The sequence below is a fragment of the uncultured Rikenella sp. genome (assembly GCF_910577125.1).
Classification (GTDB): domain Bacteria; phylum Bacteroidota; class Bacteroidia; order Bacteroidales; family Rikenellaceae; genus Rikenella.
Genome location: NZ_CAJTMN010000005.1, coordinates 1 through 17,231, shown reverse-complemented (window position 1 = coordinate 17,231; position 17,231 = coordinate 1). Strand labels below are relative to the sequence as shown.

Annotated in this window: 23 protein-coding genes; 2 read left to right on the top strand and 21 right to left on the bottom strand. The window is 58.0% G+C overall.

What is annotated here, in order from left to right:
• Nucleotides 1–107 precede the first annotated feature (107 nt).
• Complete coding sequence (locus QZ292_RS01370) at nt 108–1,499, top strand: aminopeptidase P family protein (RefSeq protein ID WP_294596779.1); 1,392 nt, start codon at nt 108–110, stop codon at nt 1,497–1,499.
• Between the two features lie 87 nt (nt 1,500–1,586).
• On the opposite strand, the gene nadE is transcribed toward QZ292_RS01370, so the two are convergent.
• The 21 genes from nadE to rpsH form a co-directional block, all read right to left on the bottom strand.
• On the bottom strand, nt 1,587–2,999 hold the full coding sequence (gene nadE / locus QZ292_RS01365; protein ID WP_294596777.1) for an NAD(+) synthase: 1,413 nt from the start codon (nt 2,997–2,999) through the stop codon (nt 1,587–1,589).
• Nucleotides 2,996–3,814 carry a glutaminyl-peptide cyclotransferase gene (locus QZ292_RS01360; protein WP_294596774.1) on the bottom strand — a complete coding sequence of 273 codons (819 nt, stop codon included), beginning with the start codon at nt 3,812–3,814 and terminating at the stop codon, nt 2,996–2,998. Before QZ292_RS01360 ends, nadE begins: the two co-directional genes overlap by 4 nt.
• Nucleotides 3,811–4,866, bottom strand: coding sequence for a glycosyltransferase (locus tag QZ292_RS01355; RefSeq protein WP_294596772.1), 1,056 nt, complete (start codon nt 4,864–4,866; stop codon nt 3,811–3,813). Before QZ292_RS01355 ends, QZ292_RS01360 begins: the two co-directional genes overlap by 4 nt.
• The gene (locus QZ292_RS01350) at nt 4,863–5,792 is read right to left on the bottom strand and encodes a lysophospholipid acyltransferase family protein (RefSeq protein ID WP_294596768.1); all 930 of its coding nucleotides are present in this window, start codon (nt 5,790–5,792) and stop codon (nt 4,863–4,865) included. The genes QZ292_RS01355 and QZ292_RS01350 overlap by 4 nt, the downstream gene beginning before the upstream one ends.
• A gap of 13 nt (nt 5,793–5,805) precedes the next feature.
• Nucleotides 5,806–6,645 (bottom strand): inositol monophosphatase family protein, encoded by an 840-nt coding sequence (locus QZ292_RS01345; protein ID WP_294596765.1) that lies wholly within the window; start codon nt 6,643–6,645, stop codon nt 5,806–5,808.
• A 162-nt stretch (nt 6,646–6,807) separates the two neighbouring features.
• Nucleotides 6,808–8,115, bottom strand: a complete 1,308-nt coding sequence (gene eno, locus QZ292_RS01340; RefSeq protein WP_294596762.1) for a phosphopyruvate hydratase — start codon at nt 8,113–8,115, stop codon at nt 6,808–6,810.
• Nucleotides 8,116–8,238: 123 nt separating this feature from the next.
• Nucleotides 8,239–8,769 carry a 50S ribosomal protein L17 gene (gene rplQ / locus QZ292_RS01335; RefSeq protein WP_294596760.1) on the bottom strand — a complete coding sequence of 177 codons (531 nt, stop codon included), beginning with the start codon at nt 8,767–8,769 and terminating at the stop codon, nt 8,239–8,241.
• An 8-nt stretch (nt 8,770–8,777) separates the two neighbouring features.
• Nucleotides 8,778–9,770, bottom strand: a complete 993-nt coding sequence (locus QZ292_RS01330; protein WP_294596757.1) for a DNA-directed RNA polymerase subunit alpha — start codon at nt 9,768–9,770, stop codon at nt 8,778–8,780.
• A gap of 26 nt (nt 9,771–9,796) precedes the next feature.
• Nucleotides 9,797–10,405, bottom strand: a complete 609-nt coding sequence (gene rpsD, locus QZ292_RS01325; RefSeq protein WP_294591846.1) for a 30S ribosomal protein S4 — start codon at nt 10,403–10,405, stop codon at nt 9,797–9,799.
• Between the two features lie 120 nt (nt 10,406–10,525).
• Nucleotides 10,526–10,912, bottom strand: a complete 387-nt coding sequence (gene rpsK / locus QZ292_RS01320) for a 30S ribosomal protein S11 (protein ID WP_294596753.1) — start codon at nt 10,910–10,912, stop codon at nt 10,526–10,528.
• Between the two features lie 39 nt (nt 10,913–10,951).
• Complete coding sequence (gene rpsM, locus QZ292_RS01315) at nt 10,952–11,332, bottom strand: 30S ribosomal protein S13 (protein WP_294596749.1); 381 nt, start codon at nt 11,330–11,332, stop codon at nt 10,952–10,954.
• A gap of 103 nt (nt 11,333–11,435) precedes the next feature.
• Complete coding sequence (gene ykgO, locus QZ292_RS01310; protein WP_027290520.1) at nt 11,436–11,552, bottom strand: type B 50S ribosomal protein L36; 117 nt, start codon at nt 11,550–11,552, stop codon at nt 11,436–11,438.
• Between the two features lie 56 nt (nt 11,553–11,608).
• The gene (infA, locus tag QZ292_RS01305; RefSeq protein WP_294591854.1) at nt 11,609–11,827 is read right to left on the bottom strand and encodes a translation initiation factor IF-1; all 219 of its coding nucleotides are present in this window, start codon (nt 11,825–11,827) and stop codon (nt 11,609–11,611) included.
• 46 nt (nt 11,828–11,873) lie between these two features.
• Nucleotides 11,874–12,659: a type I methionyl aminopeptidase gene (gene map, locus QZ292_RS01300; protein ID WP_294596746.1), complete on the bottom strand. Its 786-nt coding sequence runs from the start codon at nt 12,657–12,659 to the stop codon at nt 11,874–11,876.
• A 122-nt stretch (nt 12,660–12,781) separates the two neighbouring features.
• Nucleotides 12,782–14,110 (bottom strand): preprotein translocase subunit SecY, encoded by a 1,329-nt coding sequence (secY, locus tag QZ292_RS01295; protein ID WP_294596743.1) that lies wholly within the window; start codon nt 14,108–14,110, stop codon nt 12,782–12,784.
• Between the two features lie 35 nt (nt 14,111–14,145).
• Nucleotides 14,146–14,592 (bottom strand): 50S ribosomal protein L15, encoded by a 447-nt coding sequence (rplO, locus tag QZ292_RS01290; RefSeq protein WP_294596740.1) that lies wholly within the window; start codon nt 14,590–14,592, stop codon nt 14,146–14,148.
• A gap of 25 nt (nt 14,593–14,617) precedes the next feature.
• The gene (gene rpmD, locus QZ292_RS01285; protein ID WP_294596737.1) at nt 14,618–14,800 is read right to left on the bottom strand and encodes a 50S ribosomal protein L30; all 183 of its coding nucleotides are present in this window, start codon (nt 14,798–14,800) and stop codon (nt 14,618–14,620) included.
• A gap of 89 nt (nt 14,801–14,889) precedes the next feature.
• Nucleotides 14,890–15,408, bottom strand: coding sequence for a 30S ribosomal protein S5 (gene rpsE / locus QZ292_RS01280; protein ID WP_294596735.1), 519 nt, complete (start codon nt 15,406–15,408; stop codon nt 14,890–14,892).
• Between the two features lie 26 nt (nt 15,409–15,434).
• Nucleotides 15,435–15,797 carry a 50S ribosomal protein L18 gene (gene rplR / locus QZ292_RS01275; protein ID WP_294596732.1) on the bottom strand — a complete coding sequence of 121 codons (363 nt, stop codon included), beginning with the start codon at nt 15,795–15,797 and terminating at the stop codon, nt 15,435–15,437.
• Nucleotides 15,798–15,810: 13 nt separating this feature from the next.
• Nucleotides 15,811–16,368 carry a 50S ribosomal protein L6 gene (gene rplF / locus QZ292_RS01270; protein ID WP_294596729.1) on the bottom strand — a complete coding sequence of 186 codons (558 nt, stop codon included), beginning with the start codon at nt 16,366–16,368 and terminating at the stop codon, nt 15,811–15,813.
• A gap of 28 nt (nt 16,369–16,396) precedes the next feature.
• A complete protein-coding gene (rpsH, locus tag QZ292_RS01265; RefSeq protein ID WP_294596727.1) occupies nt 16,397–16,795 on the bottom strand; it encodes a 30S ribosomal protein S8 in 399 nt (132 codons plus the stop codon).
• A 210-nt stretch (nt 16,796–17,005) separates the two neighbouring features.
• Between rpsH and QZ292_RS01260 the strand changes: the two genes are divergently transcribed.
• Nucleotides 17,006–17,206 carry a hypothetical protein gene (locus tag QZ292_RS01260; protein ID WP_294596724.1) on the top strand — a complete coding sequence of 67 codons (201 nt, stop codon included), beginning with the start codon at nt 17,006–17,008 and terminating at the stop codon, nt 17,204–17,206.
• Nucleotides 17,207–17,231 lie beyond the last annotated feature (25 nt).

Here is a 17,231-nt window from a genome sequence, read left to right as displayed (position 1 = left end):
CGATTTCGTTTGAATCGAATCCGAAAAAACCGTAATTTTACAGAGACGGAACGCTGTGACCGACGTTCCTCGTCAGACGAACCCAAACCACTAACTCTCAAACGAATATGTTTTCTCCCGAAATTTATACGGCCCGCCGGGCGGCCCTGCGTAAGAAACTCAAGAGCGGCGTGATTCTCCTGCCCGGCAACCTCGACTCGCCGGTCAACTACCCGGCCAACACCTATGACTTCCGACAGGACAGCAACTTCCTCTACTACTTCGGTCTCGCCCAGCCGGGATTCGTCGGCGTGATCGACGTGGACCGCGACACGGACTGCCTCTACGCCGACGAGTGGACGATGGACGACCTGATCTGGATGGGCCCCCAGCCCACCGTGCGCGAACAGGCCGCACAGGCCGGAGTCGGTTCGGCCGGGAGCTTGCAGGAGCTGGCGGCGACGCTGAACAGCGCCATCAAAAAGGGCCGCAAGGTGCACTACCTGCCGCCGTACCGGGGCGAGACAAAGCTGCAGTTGTCGGCCTGGCTCGGCATCGCGGCGGAACGGCTCAAAGACCACGTGTCGCGCGACCTGATCCGGGCCGTGGTCTCGATGCGCGAGATCAAAGGGCCGGAAGAGATCGCCCAGCTGGAAGAGGCCGCGATGACCGGCTACAAGATGCACACGACGGCCATGACGATGTGTCGCGAAGGGGTCGGCGAACGGGACATTGCCGCCGAACTGAAACGAATCGCCGATCAGGCGGGAGGAGGTCTCTCGTTCCGCAGCATCGTGTCGCAGCACGGCGAGACGCTGCACAACCTGAGCTACGACGGACGGCTCCAGACGGGCCGCCTGCTGCTCATCGACGCGGGGGCAGAAACGGCGATGAGCTATGCGAGCGACCACACGCGGACGATTCCGGTCGGCGGCAAATTCTCGCAAAAACAGCAGGAGATCTACGAAATCGTGCTGGCTGCGAACGCCAAGGCACAGGAGCTGGCACGGCCGGGAGTGACCTATCAGTCGGTTCACCTGGCCGCGATGCGGGTGATTGCCGAGGGATTGCAGGCATTAGGCCTGATGAAGGGCGATCCGGCGGAGGCGGTCGAAGCGGGTGCCGCAGCACTCTTCATGCCGCACGGGCTGGGACATCAGATGGGGCTCGACGTGCACGACATGGAGGAACTGGGAGAGAAATATGTGGGATACGACGATGCGACCACCCGGAGCCCGATGTTCGGGCTGGGTGCCTTGCGGATGGGCAAGGCGCTGAAAGCGGGTCATGTGGTGACCGACGAACCGGGCATCTATTTCATTCCGGCGCTGATCGAAAAGTGGGAGCGGGAGCGCATCCATGCGTCTTACATCAATTTCCCGAAACTGCACGACTATTTCGATTTCGGCGGGATCCGGCTGGAGGACAACCTCCTGATTACGCAGAACGGCAACCGGCTGTTGAGCCGTCACCGGCCTCCGATTACGGTCGCCGAGGTCGAAAAGATCATGGCAAAGTAGGCTGCACCTGGAAAGGTATACATGCGTCAGCCTTGAAAAATCTGGTAAGATTTTTCAAGGCTGACGTTTTTTTTCGAAATCAACCGTCTACAACACCTTCGTCGCCGTAATCGGCCAGCGGCGCTCGACGCCGAACGTGCATCCCGACACCCGCAGCGCCGGCGGCAGCTGATACCGTTTGAAATCCCCCCCCAACAACAACCGGCAGACCCGTTCCACCGTCGCCGCATCGAACCCTTCGGCAACCACCTCCGCCGACGACATCCCCCCCTCGACCAGCCGCACCAGAATCACATCCAGCGTCGGATAGTCCGGCAGCGAGTCCGAATCCTGCTGCCCCGGCCGCAACTCCGCCGACGGTGCTTTCGTGAGGATATGCTCCGGAATCGGCGCCACCCTGCCCTGCTCCTCCGCCCGCTCGTTGATCCGCCGCGACAAGGCATACACCTCCCCTTTGTAAAGGTCGCCGATCACCGCCAGCGCACCGCTCGTATCGCCGTACAACGTCCCGTATCCCACCGCCGCCTCGCTCTTGTTCGAGGTATTCAGCATCAGCGCGCCGTGGCTGTTCGACAACGCCATGGTCATCATCAGCCGGATCCGCGCCTGCATGTTCTCCTCGGCCAGTCCACGGCTCTTCTCGTCGCGGGCCGACTGCAACACCGGCTGCAACGCCGCCCGCGCCGCGTCAAACGTCCCGGCGATCGGCACCAGCCAGGCGTGTCCCGCCGGAATCCCCACCCGCCGTATCATCTCCTCGGAGTCCGCCACCGAATGGTCGGTCGAGTACTGAGACGGCAGCATAACCGTCTTCACGCGCTCCGCCCCCAAGGCCTCCACCGCCAGGGCCAGCACCAACGCCGAGTCGATCCCTCCCGACATCGCCACACACGCCTCCCGAACCCCCGTCTTGGCCAGATAGTCGCGCACGCCGAGCACCAGCGCCCCGTGCAGCTGGTCCAACCGGTCGCCCCACACCGCCCCTTCGGGCAACACACCCGCCTCCGTGTCGATCACCGCGGTCGCCTCTTCGAAAAGCGGCAGCATCGAGACCTCGCCCGACGGCAGAGCCACCCCCGAACCGCCATAATAGATCGTATCGGTCTGCGCCCCCACCGCATTCACCCACACCACCGGCCGTCCCGACCGGCGTGCCTCGCGAAGCAGCCGTTCGCGGCTCTCCGTCGGTGCCCCATGCCGGAAATGGTCTGCCGCGCAACAGAAATCCACTCCCCCGCACTCTCCGTCCGCCAGCACCAGCCGCACCCCTCGCTCCCGCGCAAAAGCCTCGACCTCCGCCACCGCAGCCGCAGCCCGCTCTCTGAACAATGCCGAATCGCCCAGTCCCAACAGCGGCGTACCCGTCACCGCATCCGCACCGAAGACCGCCACTTCGGCCCCGTATTCCCCCGCGACGCGGGCAATCTCCGCCTGCATCCGGGCCGCGTTGCCCGTCACATCACCCACCTTGTTGTTCTGCTGTATGAGCGCTATTTTCATAATTCGACCTTGATTTCGAAGAGTTTATCCCAGTTTTTCCCCGTGACGAAGATTCGTCCCGTCGCCGGATCGCAGGCGATGCCGTTGAAGACATCCGTCTCCCGACGATGCGCGATACGGGTTTCCAACGCCGAACAGTCGATGTAATGGGTCACGAAGCCTGTCGCCGGGTCGATCACCGCGATACGATCCGTCAGGTAAAGATTGGCCCACAACCGATCGCCCACCCACTCCAACTCGTTGACGGCTGCCACCGGCCCGCGATGATCCCGTACCCGAAACCGCCGCAACTGTTTGAAATCGGCCGGATTCAACACCCGTATCCACTCCGAACCGTCGCTCATATAGAGCGAATCCCCGACCGCATTCCCCGTAAGCCCCCAACCTTCGCCCGAGTAGGAAAAAACGCCGACCTGCCGAAAATCCGAACGGCGATAGACGAAGCAGCGCTGTTCGCGCCAGGTGAGCAGGTAGCATACCGAGTCCCCGACCAGCGCCAGCCCCTCGCCGAAAAACCGCTCGGGCAGCTGCACCATCCGTTCCACACGCCCCGTCCCCAAATCCACACGCCGCAACGAAGAGGAGCCGTACTCGCCCGTGCTCTCATACAGACCGCCATCGGCCCACAACAGCCCCTGGGTATACGCCCGCGCGTCGTGCGGGTACTCAGCCACGATCTCCGGCACCACCACCTTCGGCTCCGGCACGACAGCCGCCGAAGAGCGGGACGACGCTCCGTTTTCACCCCTCCCCGCCGACGAGCCGCAGGCCATTGTCCCGAGAAGAATCGAACCGATTACAAAGATTTTTTTCATTTCCGCATCATTTTTCCGAACCGACGCCATCCGAACAGATACCGCAGCGCGACACTCCCCCGATACATCACCCTCGGCGACGGCAGCGCAAAGCCGTTCCACCGTTCGCGCCGCAACCCGCTCCGCATCCGGCACCAGAAGTCCCGGTGTCCCCGCACCACCGCCCCGGCGAATGCACGCCGACCGGTGCAAAGATAGGCCGCCGCCTGCCCTCCGTCGAGCCAGAAGCGGATAAAATAGAGCACCGCAAAATGTCCGAGCGACAAATTACGATAAAGCATCGCCAGATTGTTCCGAAAATTCAGGTAGATTTTTCGCGGCGAAGAGGCCGGCAAAGCGCCTCCCCCGACATGATAAACCACCGACTGCGGAGCCACCGCCACGCGCCACCCCATCCGGTGGAGCCGCCAACAGAGGTCGATCTCCTCCATGTGGGCGAAAAAGGTCTCCTCGAATCCTCCCGCCTGCCGCCACACTTCGGCCCGTATCAACAAAGCCGCCCCCGTCGCCCAGAAAATATCGCGCACCGTATCGTACTGTCCCTCATCGCGTTCCACCGTCCCGAAAATCCGCCCCCGGCAGAACGGATAGCCCAGCCGATCGATAAATCCGCCGGCCGCCCCCGCATATTCGAAATACGCCTGCCGGTCATAGCTCCTGAGTTTCGGCATCGCCGCGCCGACGGTAGGTTCCGCCTCGAACAGAGCCACCAAAGGCTCCAGCCACCCCGGCGTCACCTCGACGTCGGAGTTGAGCAGCAGATAGGCGTCGAACGAAGCCAATGCTTCGTGCGCCAATGCCCGATTATAACCGCCCGTAAAACCGTAGTTCTCGTCAAAAGCCAAGAGTCTCACCCGCGAATCGCCGCCCTCGCCATAAGTATCCGACAACCAGCGCAAAGAGTTGTCAGTCGAAGCATTGTCGGCCACCACGACCGTCACCTGGCACCCCTCCGGCGCCCCCGTCCCGGTCGAACAGGCGATCACTCCCGGCAGAAACCGCCTCAGAAACGCTTCGCCGTTCCAGTTCAGGATCACCACCGCCAACCTCATCGCCCGTCGCCCCCGCCCGTTTCATTCTCCGCAACCTGACGCCCGTGAGCCGCCATCCAAGCCTCCCGATTGTGTTTCCACCGCCGGTGCGACCACATCCACAACTCCGGCCGCGTACGGATCATCCGCTCCAGCCGCTCGGCATACCGCCGGGTGATCTCGCCCGGTTCGACCCGCTCCACCCCGTCATAGAGCAGTTCGAACCGCGCCTCATAGTATCCCCGCCGCACTTTCCGCATGTCGAGGAACAGCACCGGCATCCCGCTCCGCAAAGCCAGCTTCTCCGTCCCGACGAAGAACGGCGTCCACCGGCCGAGAAACATCGTCCAGTTCTGAATCTCCGGCCACGCCGGGGTCTGATCGGCAATCAACGCCAGGGCCACCGTCCCGCCGGCCCGATGCCGGCGCACCATCTCGCGCCCCACCTCGTGCATCGGCACGGGCACCACCCCGAACCGGCTCCGGATCTTCCGGTAGAAGCGGTCGGCACCCCGGTTGCTCAAGGGCCGATAGACGGCCAGCGTGGTGCTCGGCGCACTATAGAGGCCGAAATTCGTGGTGTACTCCCACGAGCCGTAATGGGCCATGGCCGATATCCAGGACTTTCCGCCCGTCCAGGCCGCCACCTCGTCGAGGTTCAGGTATTTCATCCGCTGCCTCACCTGTTTTTCCGTGGCCGAGGTCAGCGAGAGGGTCTCGATAAAGACGTCCGCCAGATGGGCATAGAAGGCACGTTCGATTCTCCGTCGCTCCTCTTCGCTCTTCTCGGGAAACGAGGCGCGCAGGTTGGCGCGCACGACTCCCCGCCTGTAGCGCACGACGCTGTACAGCACCCACCGCACGAGATCGGAGAAGAGAAACTGCATTTTATACGGCAATTTCCCGAGTGCCCAGGCGAAAGGATAGACAAAATAGTAGGTCAGCATCGGCACATGAAGATCATTTGATAAACTCTTTGCCGGCAACGAGCCGAAAGACTTCGTCCCGCACGGACGGATTGGTCGCCACGACGCTCCGCCCGAAAGTATAGTCCGCCCCTCCGGCGAAATCGGTCACGACTCCGCCCGCCTGACGCACGATGAACGCTCCGGCAGCCACGTCCCACGGCGAGAGGTTGATGTGATAAAAGGCGTCGGCCCGTCCGGCGGCCACATAGACCAGATCGGTCGCCGCCGAACCCAACCGCCTCGCTCCGTGGCTGTTGCGATTGAAGTAGGCGAAGCTCCGTTCGAAGTGCTCCACGACTTTCGCATCCAGCCCGTAGGCCAGCCCGGTCAGCACCAGTGCGTCGTCCACGCGCGCCACGTCGGAGACGCGGATCGGCTCCCCGTTACAGAAAGCCCCCGGAGCTCCTTTCCAGGTATAAAAGTTCTCCTGCAACGTGACTTCATACACCACCCCGACAACCGCCTCTTTGGCCTGCGTGTCCCACAGCGCAATGCTGACGGCATAGGGCGGCAGTCCGTGCACGAAGTTGGTCGTCCCGTCCAGCGGGTCGACGATCCACTGGTACGGCGCCGCGGGATCGACCCGTCCCGACCCCTCCTCGGCAATGAATCCGGCTTCGGGCACCAACGCCCCGAGGGCTTCGACGACCATCCGCTCGGCTCCCTTGTCGACGTACGAGACGAAGTTGTGCACGCCCTTGACCTCGACACGGTCGACGGTAAACCGTTTCCGTTCGGCGGCAATATAATCCCCGGCCGCCCGCGCAATCTCGCGTACGCGAGCGCATACCGCTTCCCGGTCGATCGGCATATGATTTTCCATCTGTTTCATTCGGCGCTTTTTCGGATGATTACACAAAGATAGTGATTCTTGCAACGGATAATCCGCACAAAAGGGGGAATTTTTGGAGGATATGCCGTATAAAAAAGGCCTGCCCCTTCCGGAGCAAGCCTTTTCGTTAAAAGATCCGCTTCAAAAACGAAGCCGACCGGACTACTTCTGACGGTAGATCTTGGTATAGCCGTAGATAGCCTCATCCCCGAGTTCCTCTTCGATGCGGAGGAGCTGGTTGTATTTGGCCATCCGGTCGGAACGGCTCATCGAACCGGTCTTGATCTGGCCCGAGTTGGTAGCCACGGCGATATCGGCGATGGTAGCATCCTCGGTTTCGCCCGAACGGTGCGAGGTCACGCTGGTATAGCCCGCGCGGTGCGCCATTTCGATGGCATCCAACGTTTCGGTCAGCGAGCCGATCTGGTTCACTTTGATCAGGATCGAGTTCCCGCAGCCCATTTCGATCCCCTTCTTCAGGAATTCGACGTTGGTCACGAAGAGGTCGTCGCCGACCAGCTGGCACTTGTCGCCGATCGCTGCGGTGAGTTTCTGCCACCCTTCCCAGTCGTTTTCGCTCATACCGTCTTCGATGGAGTCGATCGGGTACTTAGCCACCAACCCTTTCAGGTATTCCACCTGCTGGTCGGAAGTCAACTTAGCTCCCTTGTCGCCTTCGAAGATGGTGTAGTCGTAAACGCCGTTCTTGTAGAATTCCGACGATGCGCAGTCCATCCCGATAGCCACATCACCTCCCTCGCACTTCCGACCCGGTTTGTAACCGGCTTTCTTAATGGCTTCGATGATCGATTCGATGGCGTCTTCGGTACCTTTCAAGGTCGGTGCGAAACCACCCTCGTCGCCCACTGCGGTCGAAAGGCCACGGTCATGCAACACCTTTTTCAAGGCATGGAAAACCTCAGCCCCCATGCGCAACCCTTCGCGGAACGAAGCGGCGCCCACCGGACGGATCATGAATTCCTGGAATGCGATCGGGGCGTCGGAGTGCGAACCGCCGTTGATGATGTTCATCATCGGCACGGGCAGGGTCTTGGCATTCGAACCGCCGATGTAGCGATACAACGGCATGTTGAGGAGATTGGCAGCAGCCTTGGCACAAGCCAGCGATACCCCCAAAATAGCATTCGCCCCGAGGTTCGACTTGGTCGGAGTCCCGTCGAGTGCGATCATGGTCTTGTCGATCCCCACCTGGTCGGTCACCATCATGCCGACGATCTCCTTGGCGATCACGTCGTTGACGTTCTGCACTGCCTTGAGCACCCCTTTCCCGAGGTAACGTCCTTTATCACCGTCGCGGAGTTCGAGGGCTTCGTTTTCGCCAGTCGATGCGCCGCTCGGCACAGCTGCGCGTCCGAAAGCGCCGCTGGCGGTGAGTACTTCCACTTCGATGGTCGGATTACCGCGCGAGTCGAGGATTTCGCGGGCATGTACGCTGATGATTTGTCCCATTTTTATTGTTGATTTTTAGGTTTTTGCACTTCGTTCCACCCGATTCCGGAAAGAATCGAGGGGTGTTTACCGCAGGTCGGTAAACACCCCTCAAAAGTAGTACTTTGTTTCTGACTATGCAAATTATTCGACTTCGGTAGCCACCGCTTCGACCGCAGCCGCTTCGGCAGCCGGAGTTTCCGCAGCCGGAGCCGCATTGTCCGTCGCAGCAGTCGTTTTCTTGGCCCCGCCGGCACGCCGAGTCCGTCCCTTCGCAGCGCCTTTCTTAGCTGCGCCGCCGTTCTGGGTGTATTCGGTGTCGAAGTCGACGAGTTCGATGAAGCAGGTTTCCGCCCCGTCCCCCTGCCGGAAGCCGGTTTTCAGGATACGGCAGTAGCCGCCCGGCCGTTCCGCAATCTTGGGAGCGACTTCGCGGAAGAGTTCGGTCACGGCTTCCTTGCTTTTCAGGTAAGCGAAGACCATACGCCGCGAGTGGGTCGAGTCGTCTTTCGACTTGGTAATGATCGGTTCCACGTAAGTCCTGAGGGCCTTGGCCTTAGCGAGGGTGGTGTTGATGCGTTTGTGGAGGATCAACGACACGGCCATATTCGCCATCAAGGCTTTGCGGTGCGAAGCCTGCCGCCCGAGGTGGTTTACGGTTTTGTTATGTCTCATGGTTGTGTTTAGTCTTTGTCAAGTTTGTACTTAGCGACGTCCATCCCGAAGTGGAGGTTCAGGTTGGCGAGGAGTTCGTCGAGTTCGGACAAGGATTTCTTCCCGAAGTTTCTGAATTTCAAGAGGTCGCTGCGCTGGAAACGCACGAGTTCCCCCAAGGTCTCCACCTCTGCGGCTTTCAGGCAGTTCAGGGCCCGCACCGACAGATCCTGTTCCGTCAGCTTGGTCTTGAGCAGTTGCCGCATGTGGAGGATATCTTCGTCGAACTCTTCGGTGGTCGCCTTCTCTTCGGTCTCGAGGGTGATCTTTTCGTCGGAGAAGAGCATGAAGTGGAAGATCAGAATCTTGGCCGCCTCCTTGAGTGCCTCCTTGGGATGGATGGATCCGTCGGTGGTAATCTCGATGGTGAGTTTTTCGTAGTCGGTCTTCTGTTCGACGCGGTAGTTTTCGACCGCGTACTTCACGTTCTTGATCGGCGTGTGGATCGAGTCGATCGGAAGGAGTCCGAACGGGGCATCGGCGGGCCGGTTCTCTTCGGCCGGCACATACCCGCGGCCTTTGCCGATGGTGAGTTCGATCTGGAACTTCACGTCGGGTTCGAGGCGGCAAATCAGCAAGTCCGGATTGAGCACTTTGAAGCCGGTCATGAAGTTGGAGAGGTAGCCTGCAGTAAGTTCGGTCACTCCGGCCACGTTCACCACCACTTTTTCCGATTCGACGTTCTCGACGGTCCGCACAAGGCGTACCTGTTTGAGGTTCAGAATGATTTCTATCATCTCTTCCATCACTCCGGGGATGGAAGCAAACTCGTGATCTACGCCGGGTATCCGTACGGTGGTAAAGGCGTAACCTTCGAGCGACGACAGGAGTATTCGACGGAGTGCATTGCCCACGGTGATGCCGTATCCCGGCTCCAGGGGACGGAATTCGAACCGTCCGAACGAGGCCGTGGAGTCGAGCATGATCACCTTGTCGGGCTTCTGGAATGCTAATATAGCCATAGTTGTGTGTACTCCTCGATTAATTACTATTTAGAGTAGAGTTCGACGATCAACTGTTCGTTGATGTTTTCGGGAATTTCGGCGCGTTCGGGTTTCTGCATGAATTTGCCGGACATCGACGCGGCGTCCCATTCGAGCCACGAGAAGCGGCTGCGCTGGTTCGAACCCAGAGCGTTCTGGATCACTTCCAGTGCTTTGGATTTTTCCCGAACGGCAACGATCTGGCCGGGTTTCAGCTGGTACGACGGGATGTTCACCACATTTCCGTCCACGGTGATATGCCGGTGCGACACCAGTTGCCGCGCTGCGGCGCGCGTCGGTGCGATCCCCATCCGGTAAACGACATTATCCAGTCTCGATTCGAGGAGCTGGAGCAGCACTTCACCGGTCACGCCGCCGGCCCGTTCCGCTGCTTCGAAGGTGCGCCGGAACTGCTTTTCGAGCATCCCGTAGAGTGCCTTTACCTTCTGTTTTTCCTTGAGCTGTACGCCGTATTCGGAAACTTTCTTCCGCCGCCGGTTAAGGCCGTGCTGTCCCGGGGGATAGTTTTTCTTCTCGAACGAAGAGTCGGAGCCGAAAATAGGTTCGCCGAATTTACGGGCGATTTTGGTTCTGGGTCCTGTATAACGTGCCATTTTGTGTTTTTACTTTTTTGTCTTTGTTGGAAAGGTATGGTAAAATGATCCGCTTTATGCGATCTTCCGGTGTTTTACGGGCATCGCTGTGAAGCACAGGTCTGCGACGACAACCGAAGATCAGACACGACGACGTGCCGGCGGACGGCAACCGTTATGAGGCAGCGGGGTGACGTCGATGATTTCGATCACTTCGATCCCGGCTCCGTTGATGGTCCGGATGGCGGATTCGCGTCCCGAGCCGGGCCCTTTGACATACACTTTCACTTTGCGCAGCCCGAGGTCATAGGCGACCTTGGCGCAATCCTGCGCTGCGGTCTGCGCGGCATACGGGGTGTTTTTCTTCGAGCCCCGGAAGCCCATCTTCCCGGCGGAGCTCCAGCTGATAACCTGTCCTTCGCCGTTGGTGAGGGTGATGATGACGTTATTGAATGTCGAGTGGATGTGTGCCTGACCGAGGGCATCGACCTTCACGACTTTCTTTTTGACTGATGTTTTCTTTGCCATAATTTTCTCTGCCTAATTGGAGTTAGGATAACCGATTAACTACTTGGTTGCCTTTTTCTTGTTGGCAACGGTTTTCTTGCGTCCTTTCCGGGTGCGGGCATTGTTTTTGGTGCTCTGCCCGCGCACGGGGAGCCCCAGACGGTGCCGGATCCCACGGTAGCAACCGATGTCCATCAGGCGTTTGATATTGAGCTGGATGGTCGAGCGCAGTTCCCCTTCGACGCGCAGCCCTTCGCTGGCAATCACGTTACGGATGGCGCCGACCTGTTCGTCTGTCCAGTCTTTCACTTTGGTATCCTGGTCGATACCGGCCTTCTCCAGAATAACGGCGGCGGTGCTTCGCCCGATGCCGTAGATGTAGGTGAGACCGATTACGCCTCGTTTGTTTTTCGGTAAATCGACTCCGACAATACGTGCCATATGTGTGTTTTGTCTTTTTCTTTAGAAATTTTTAAAACTCAGTTTCGACTCGCTCTCCCCTCGGGGCATCGACATAGAGAGATGTCCCGAAAGGAGTAGCCAATCACCCCTGACGCATCTTGAGTTTGGGGTTTTTCTTGCAAATGACGTACACGCGCCCTTTGCGGCGTACGATTTTGCAGTCTTCGCTGCGTTTTTTGATGGATGCTCTGACTTTCATCGTTTTGAGTTGTTTTCTTTCAGTGGTTCCGACCCGGAGAGGGCCGGCCTGCAAAATTACTTGTAGCGGAACGAAATGCGTCCTTTCGACAAATCGTAGGGGGACATTTCGACCTTTACTTTATCCCCGGGGAGAATCTTGATGTAGTGCATCCTCATCTTTCCGGAGATGTGGGCGGTGATTATGTGACCGTTGTCGAGCTCCACGCGGAACATGGCGTTGGACAGGGCTTCGATAATGGTACCGTCCTTTTCGATCGCTGCTTGTTTGGCCATTCGGTTGATTGGTTAAAGCATTGCCTGTGGGCGAGCCGCCGGCCTCTCAGTCGATCGGCAGCCCTTTTTCGATATACTCGAAGGTGGTGAGGACATCCGGCCCCTGCTCCGTAATCGCGACGGCGAATTCGAAGTGCGCAGAGGGTTTCCGGTCGGCGGTTCTGACAGTCCAACCGTCCCGTTCGAAGATGACGTTCCGGGTGCCGAGGTTGATCATGGGCTCGATGCAGATCACCATCCCGGCTTTCAGCCGGGGCCCGCTGCCGCGTTTCCCGTAGTTGGGAACCTGCGGCTCCTCGTGCAGGTGGCGTCCGAGTCCGTGGCCGACCATCTCGCGTACGACGGTCATTCCGTGTCCCTGGGCATATTCCTGTACGGCGTGGGAAATATCGCCGATGCGATTTCCGACATGCGCCTGCGCGACACCTCTATAAAGGGCTTCCTTGGTGACGTCCAGCAGCTCGCGCACACGAGGCGCCAAGCTGTCCATACCTCCTACGGCGAATGTGTAGGCGGAGTCGCCATGAAAACCGTTCATAAATGCGCCGCAGTCTACCGACAGGATGTCGCCTTCCTGCAAAGCATAACCCGACGGAATCCCGTGCACGATCTGTTCGTTGACCGACATGCAGAGCGTTGCGGGAAATCCTCCGTAACCTTTGAAGTTCGGTACCGCGCCCTGCGAGCGAATGTACTCCTCAGCCAAGGCGTCCAGCTCCCGGGTGGTAACTCCCGGACGGATGTTACGCCCCACGAGGGCTAATGTACGGCTGACGAGCTGGTTGCTCTGGCGCAGCAGTTCGATCTCCTCTTTGGTTTTCAGGTATATCATTTATATATAATAGAAGAACCTTTTTACTTAAAAAATCCGGTTCTACCGGTCGCTCGAACGATTCGGTTCGGATCAAGGGTGCGAATAATCATAGATGACCATCCGCCCCCATCCCCGAGAGATTAGTTCAAGCGTCCTTTCATCCGCCCGCTCTTCATCAGACCGTCGTAGTGTCTCAAGAGCAGGTGCGATTCGATCTGCTGCAAGGTATCCAGCACCACTCCCACGAGGATCAGCAGCGACGTCCCCCCGTAGAATAAAGCGAACTGTCCGTCGACGCCGATCATCCGGGCGAAGACCGGCAGGATCGCCACGATCGCGAGGCAGATCGAGCCCGGCAAGGTGATCCGCGTCATAATGGTGTCCAAATAGCTCGCGGTCTGCTTCCCCGGTTTGATACCCGGAATGAATCCTCCGTTCCGCTTCATATCGTCGGCCATCTGGTTGGTGTTGACGGTAATGGCGGTATAGAAGTAGGTGAAGGCCATCACCAAGAGGCCGAACACGAGGTTATACCAAAAACCGTAGATATTACCGAAAACAGCCCCCAAGCCTTGCGTAGCTTCGAATTTGGTGAAGATCAGAGGGAGCATCATAATCGCCTGTGCGAAGATGATCGGCATCACCCCGGCAGCATTAATCTTGAGCGGAATGTATTGCCGAACGCCGCCGTACTGTTTATTCCCGACGATCCGCTTAGCATACTGCACGGGTATCTTCCTGACCGCCTGCACCAGTGCGATCGTCCCTGCAAACACGAGGAACAGCAGCACCAGTTCGACAATCAACATGACGAATCCCCCGCCTGCCGTCGTAAACCGGGCGTTCATCTCAGCAAGGAACGCATGCGGGAGTCTGGCGATAATCCCGATCATAATGATCAAGGATACCCCGTTCCCGATCCCCTTGTCGGTGATCTTCTCGCCGAGCCACATGACGAACATCGTCCCTGCGATCAAAACCATCGTGGCGCTGAAGGTGAAGAGGAACGATCCCGGCCCCAGCACAAATGCGGAAGGGAGCAGCTGGTAGTTCAGGTTGGCCAGGTAAGCCGGCGCCTGAATCAGCAGAATCCCGATCGTGAGATATCTGGTCCACTGATTGATCTTCCTCCGTCCGCTCTCCCCTTCCTTCTGCAACTTCTGGAAGTAGGGAATCGCAATCCCCAGAAGCTGAATCACGATCGAGGCGGAGATATACGGCATAATCCCCAAGGCAAAAATCGAGGCATTCGAGAAAGCCCCCCCGGAGAAGATGTCGAGCAGCCCTAAGATCCCGTCAGCGGTCTGTTTCTGGAGTCCCGATCCGGAGAGTGCTTCGGGGTTGATCCCCGGCAGCACGACGAAACTCCCCAACCGATAAATCAGAAGCAACCCCAAAGTGTAGAGGATGCGGTTCCGCAGCTCCTCGATTTTGAAGATGTTCCGAATGGTGTCTATTAATTTTTTCATGAGCCGAAAAAGGTAGGCAATGGAAAATGAATCGTTTACAGCTTAGTCGCCGTTCCTCCCTGAGCCTCGATAGCGGCCTGGGCGGTTTTCGAGAAGGCATTGGCCGTCACGTCCACTTTCTTGGTCAAAGTCCCGGTACCGAGAATTTTCACCACATCATTTTTCGATACAAGACCTGCCGCAACGAGTTCAGCCTGTCCGATCGCAGTCGCCCCCGTCTTAGCCACCAAGGCTTCGATCGCGCCGAGGTTGACGGTCTTGAAAACGACTTTGTTGATGTTGGTAAACCCGAATTTCGGCAAGCGCCGCTGCAACGGCATCTGACCGCCCTGGAAACCGCGTTTGTGTTTGTAACCCGAACGCGACTGGGCGCCTTTGTGCCCGCGGGTCGACGTTCCGCCATACCCCGACCCTTGTCCGCGTCCGATGCGTTTTTCGCTGTGCGTAGAGCCTTTGGCGGGTTTGATATTGCTGAGGTTCATGATCTTTCTCTCTGTTTAAAGGAATCTATTTAACTTCTTCAACGTGGACGAGATGTTTCACTTTCTCGACCATGCCCATGATTTCGGGGCATTTGTTGTGTTCGACGCTCTGGCGGATCTTGCGCAGCCCGAGCGCGTCCAAATTGGCACGCTGCGTTTTGGTCGCACCGATGCGGCTTTTGGTCTGGGTGATTTTAACTATGGCCATTTCGCTGTATAGTTACTGTTGGTTGTGTGGGGTATCTCCGGGGATCGGCGGACACGAGCACGGGCCGCCGAAACCGCCCGATGCGAGAACTACCCGTTGAATACTTTGGTGAGTGAAATCCCGCGGGTTTCGGCAATGGTCACCGGGTCGCGCAATTCGGCCAGTGCGGTGACGGTCGCCTTAACGAGGTTATGCGGGTTGGAAGAGCCTTTGCTCTTGGCGAGCACGTTCTTCACGCCGACGCTTTCGAGCACGGCACGCATTGCACCCCCTGCGATCACCCCGGTACCGGGAGATGCCGGACGCAGCAGCACGCGACTGCCGCTGAACTTGGCCACCTGTTCGTGCGGGATGGTTCCCTTGAGGATCGGCACTTTGATGAGGTTTTTCTTGGCGTCTTCCACGCCTTTCGCAATAGCGGCAGTAACTTCGGAAGCTTTCCCCAGGCCGTAGCCCACGATGCCGTTCTCGTTCCCCACGACGACGATAGCGGAGAAGGTGAAGGTCCGTCCCCCTTTGGTCACTTTCGTCACGCGCTGAATACTTACCAGCCGATCTTTGAGTTCGATGTCGCTGGTGCGTACTTTTTTTATGTTGTTTACTGACATAATAATCCGTTGGTGTGTTGTGTGAGTTAGAATTTCAGGCCGCCTTCGCGCGCTGCTTCAGCGAGTTGTTTCACACGCCCGTGGTAGAGGTATCCGTTGCGGTCGAAAGCGACGCCGGAGATTCCCGCTGCAATGGCTTTAGCAGCCACCGCTTTCCCCACGAGTGCCGCCACTTCGGTCTTTTTCATCCCTTTTGCCGCCGCAGCCACGTCTTTGTCCAGCGACGATGCGGCAGCCAGTGTCTTACCGGCCCGGTCGTCGATCACCTGAGCATATATTTGCTTGTTACTGCGAAAAACCGTCAGACGGGGCGTTTCGGCCGTCCCGTTCACGATTTTGCGAATGCGCATCTTGATCCGTGCGCGTCTTGCTATTTTAGTGAGTGCCATTGTTTCTTAGCTGTTATTTGGAGTTAGCCGACTTACCTGCCTTACGACGCAGTTGTTCGCCCACGAACTTGATCCCTTTACCCTTGTACGGTTCCGGCTTGCGCAGCGAGCGGATCTTGGCTGCCACCTGGCCGAGCAGTTGTTTGTCCGCGCTCTTGAGGGTCAGAATAGGGTTCCCTTTCTTTTCCGCAAAAGCTTCGGCTTTCACTTCAGCCGGGAGCATGATATGAATGTCGTGCGAATACCCCAAGCTCAGTTCCAGGATCTGCCCTTTGACTTCGGCTTTGAAACCGACGCCGATGAGCTCCTGTTTGGTTTCATATCCGGTCGAGACGCCGTGTACCATATTGGCGATCAAGGCCCGGTAGAGGCCGTGCATCGACCGATGGCGCGGTTGATCGGTCGGCCGCGTCACATGAACTTGTTCTCCCTCGACCTTCACGGTGATGTCCGGATCGACTTTCTGGGAAAGTTGTCCGAGAGGGCCTTTCACACTGACCACATTATCGGCGCCCACGGTAACGGTAACGCCTTTAGGCAGGTTTACAGGTAATTTTCCGATTCTTGACATTGCGTATTGTCTTGATTGTGAGTGTAGATTAATATACGTAGCACAGCACTTCGCCGCCCACATTGTCCCGCCGCGCCTGTTTGTCGGTCATCACCCCTTTGGAGGTAGAGACGATGGCGATTCCGAGGCCGTTCATGACCCTCGGCATTTCAGCCGCATTGGAGTACTGCCGCAATCCCGGCCGGCTGACGCGCGTCAAGGCTTTGATCGCCGGAGTTTTGGTTTCGGGATGGTACTTCAAGGCGATCTTGATGGTCGAGAAGCCTTTTTCGTCTTTTCCGAATTTGTAAGCGAGGATGTAGCCCTGTTCATGCAGGATGCGTACGATCTCTTGCTTGATTTTCGAGCCGGGAGCTTCAACCACTTTGTGGTTGGCTTTCACCGCGTTTCTGATACGAGTCAGAAGATCTGCAATCGGATCTGTCATGGTTAAAAAATAAAAAGTTTTTTTTTCGTTGTTTATCAATACGTTACGTGCCGCACCTCTGCCTCCGCAGAGAGCATGAACGCCCGTAAAGAGTGGCAAAGTTACAAACTATTCCTTTATAATCAAATTATTAGAAAGGATTTCTTTGCAATTCACAGCGACTTCGAACGATTTTTCCCATTCGGGCAGGCACGGCCCATAAAACGCCCTGTGGGCGCCCCGGGCTTCCGCAGCCACACCTCGGGCGCGCCAGGTCTCGTTGGCAACGGAGGTTACGACTGGTCGGTCACGGTCTACGATTCGGGAGACCATTATCGGAGCTCGTATTTGGACTTTTACGCGACGTGGTTCAACCCAAGCAGCACGGCATACCGGGCGGCTGGTCTTCAGTTGCGTTGCCTCTCGGAATAAACGGTGCGTGTCGCACTCACAAATG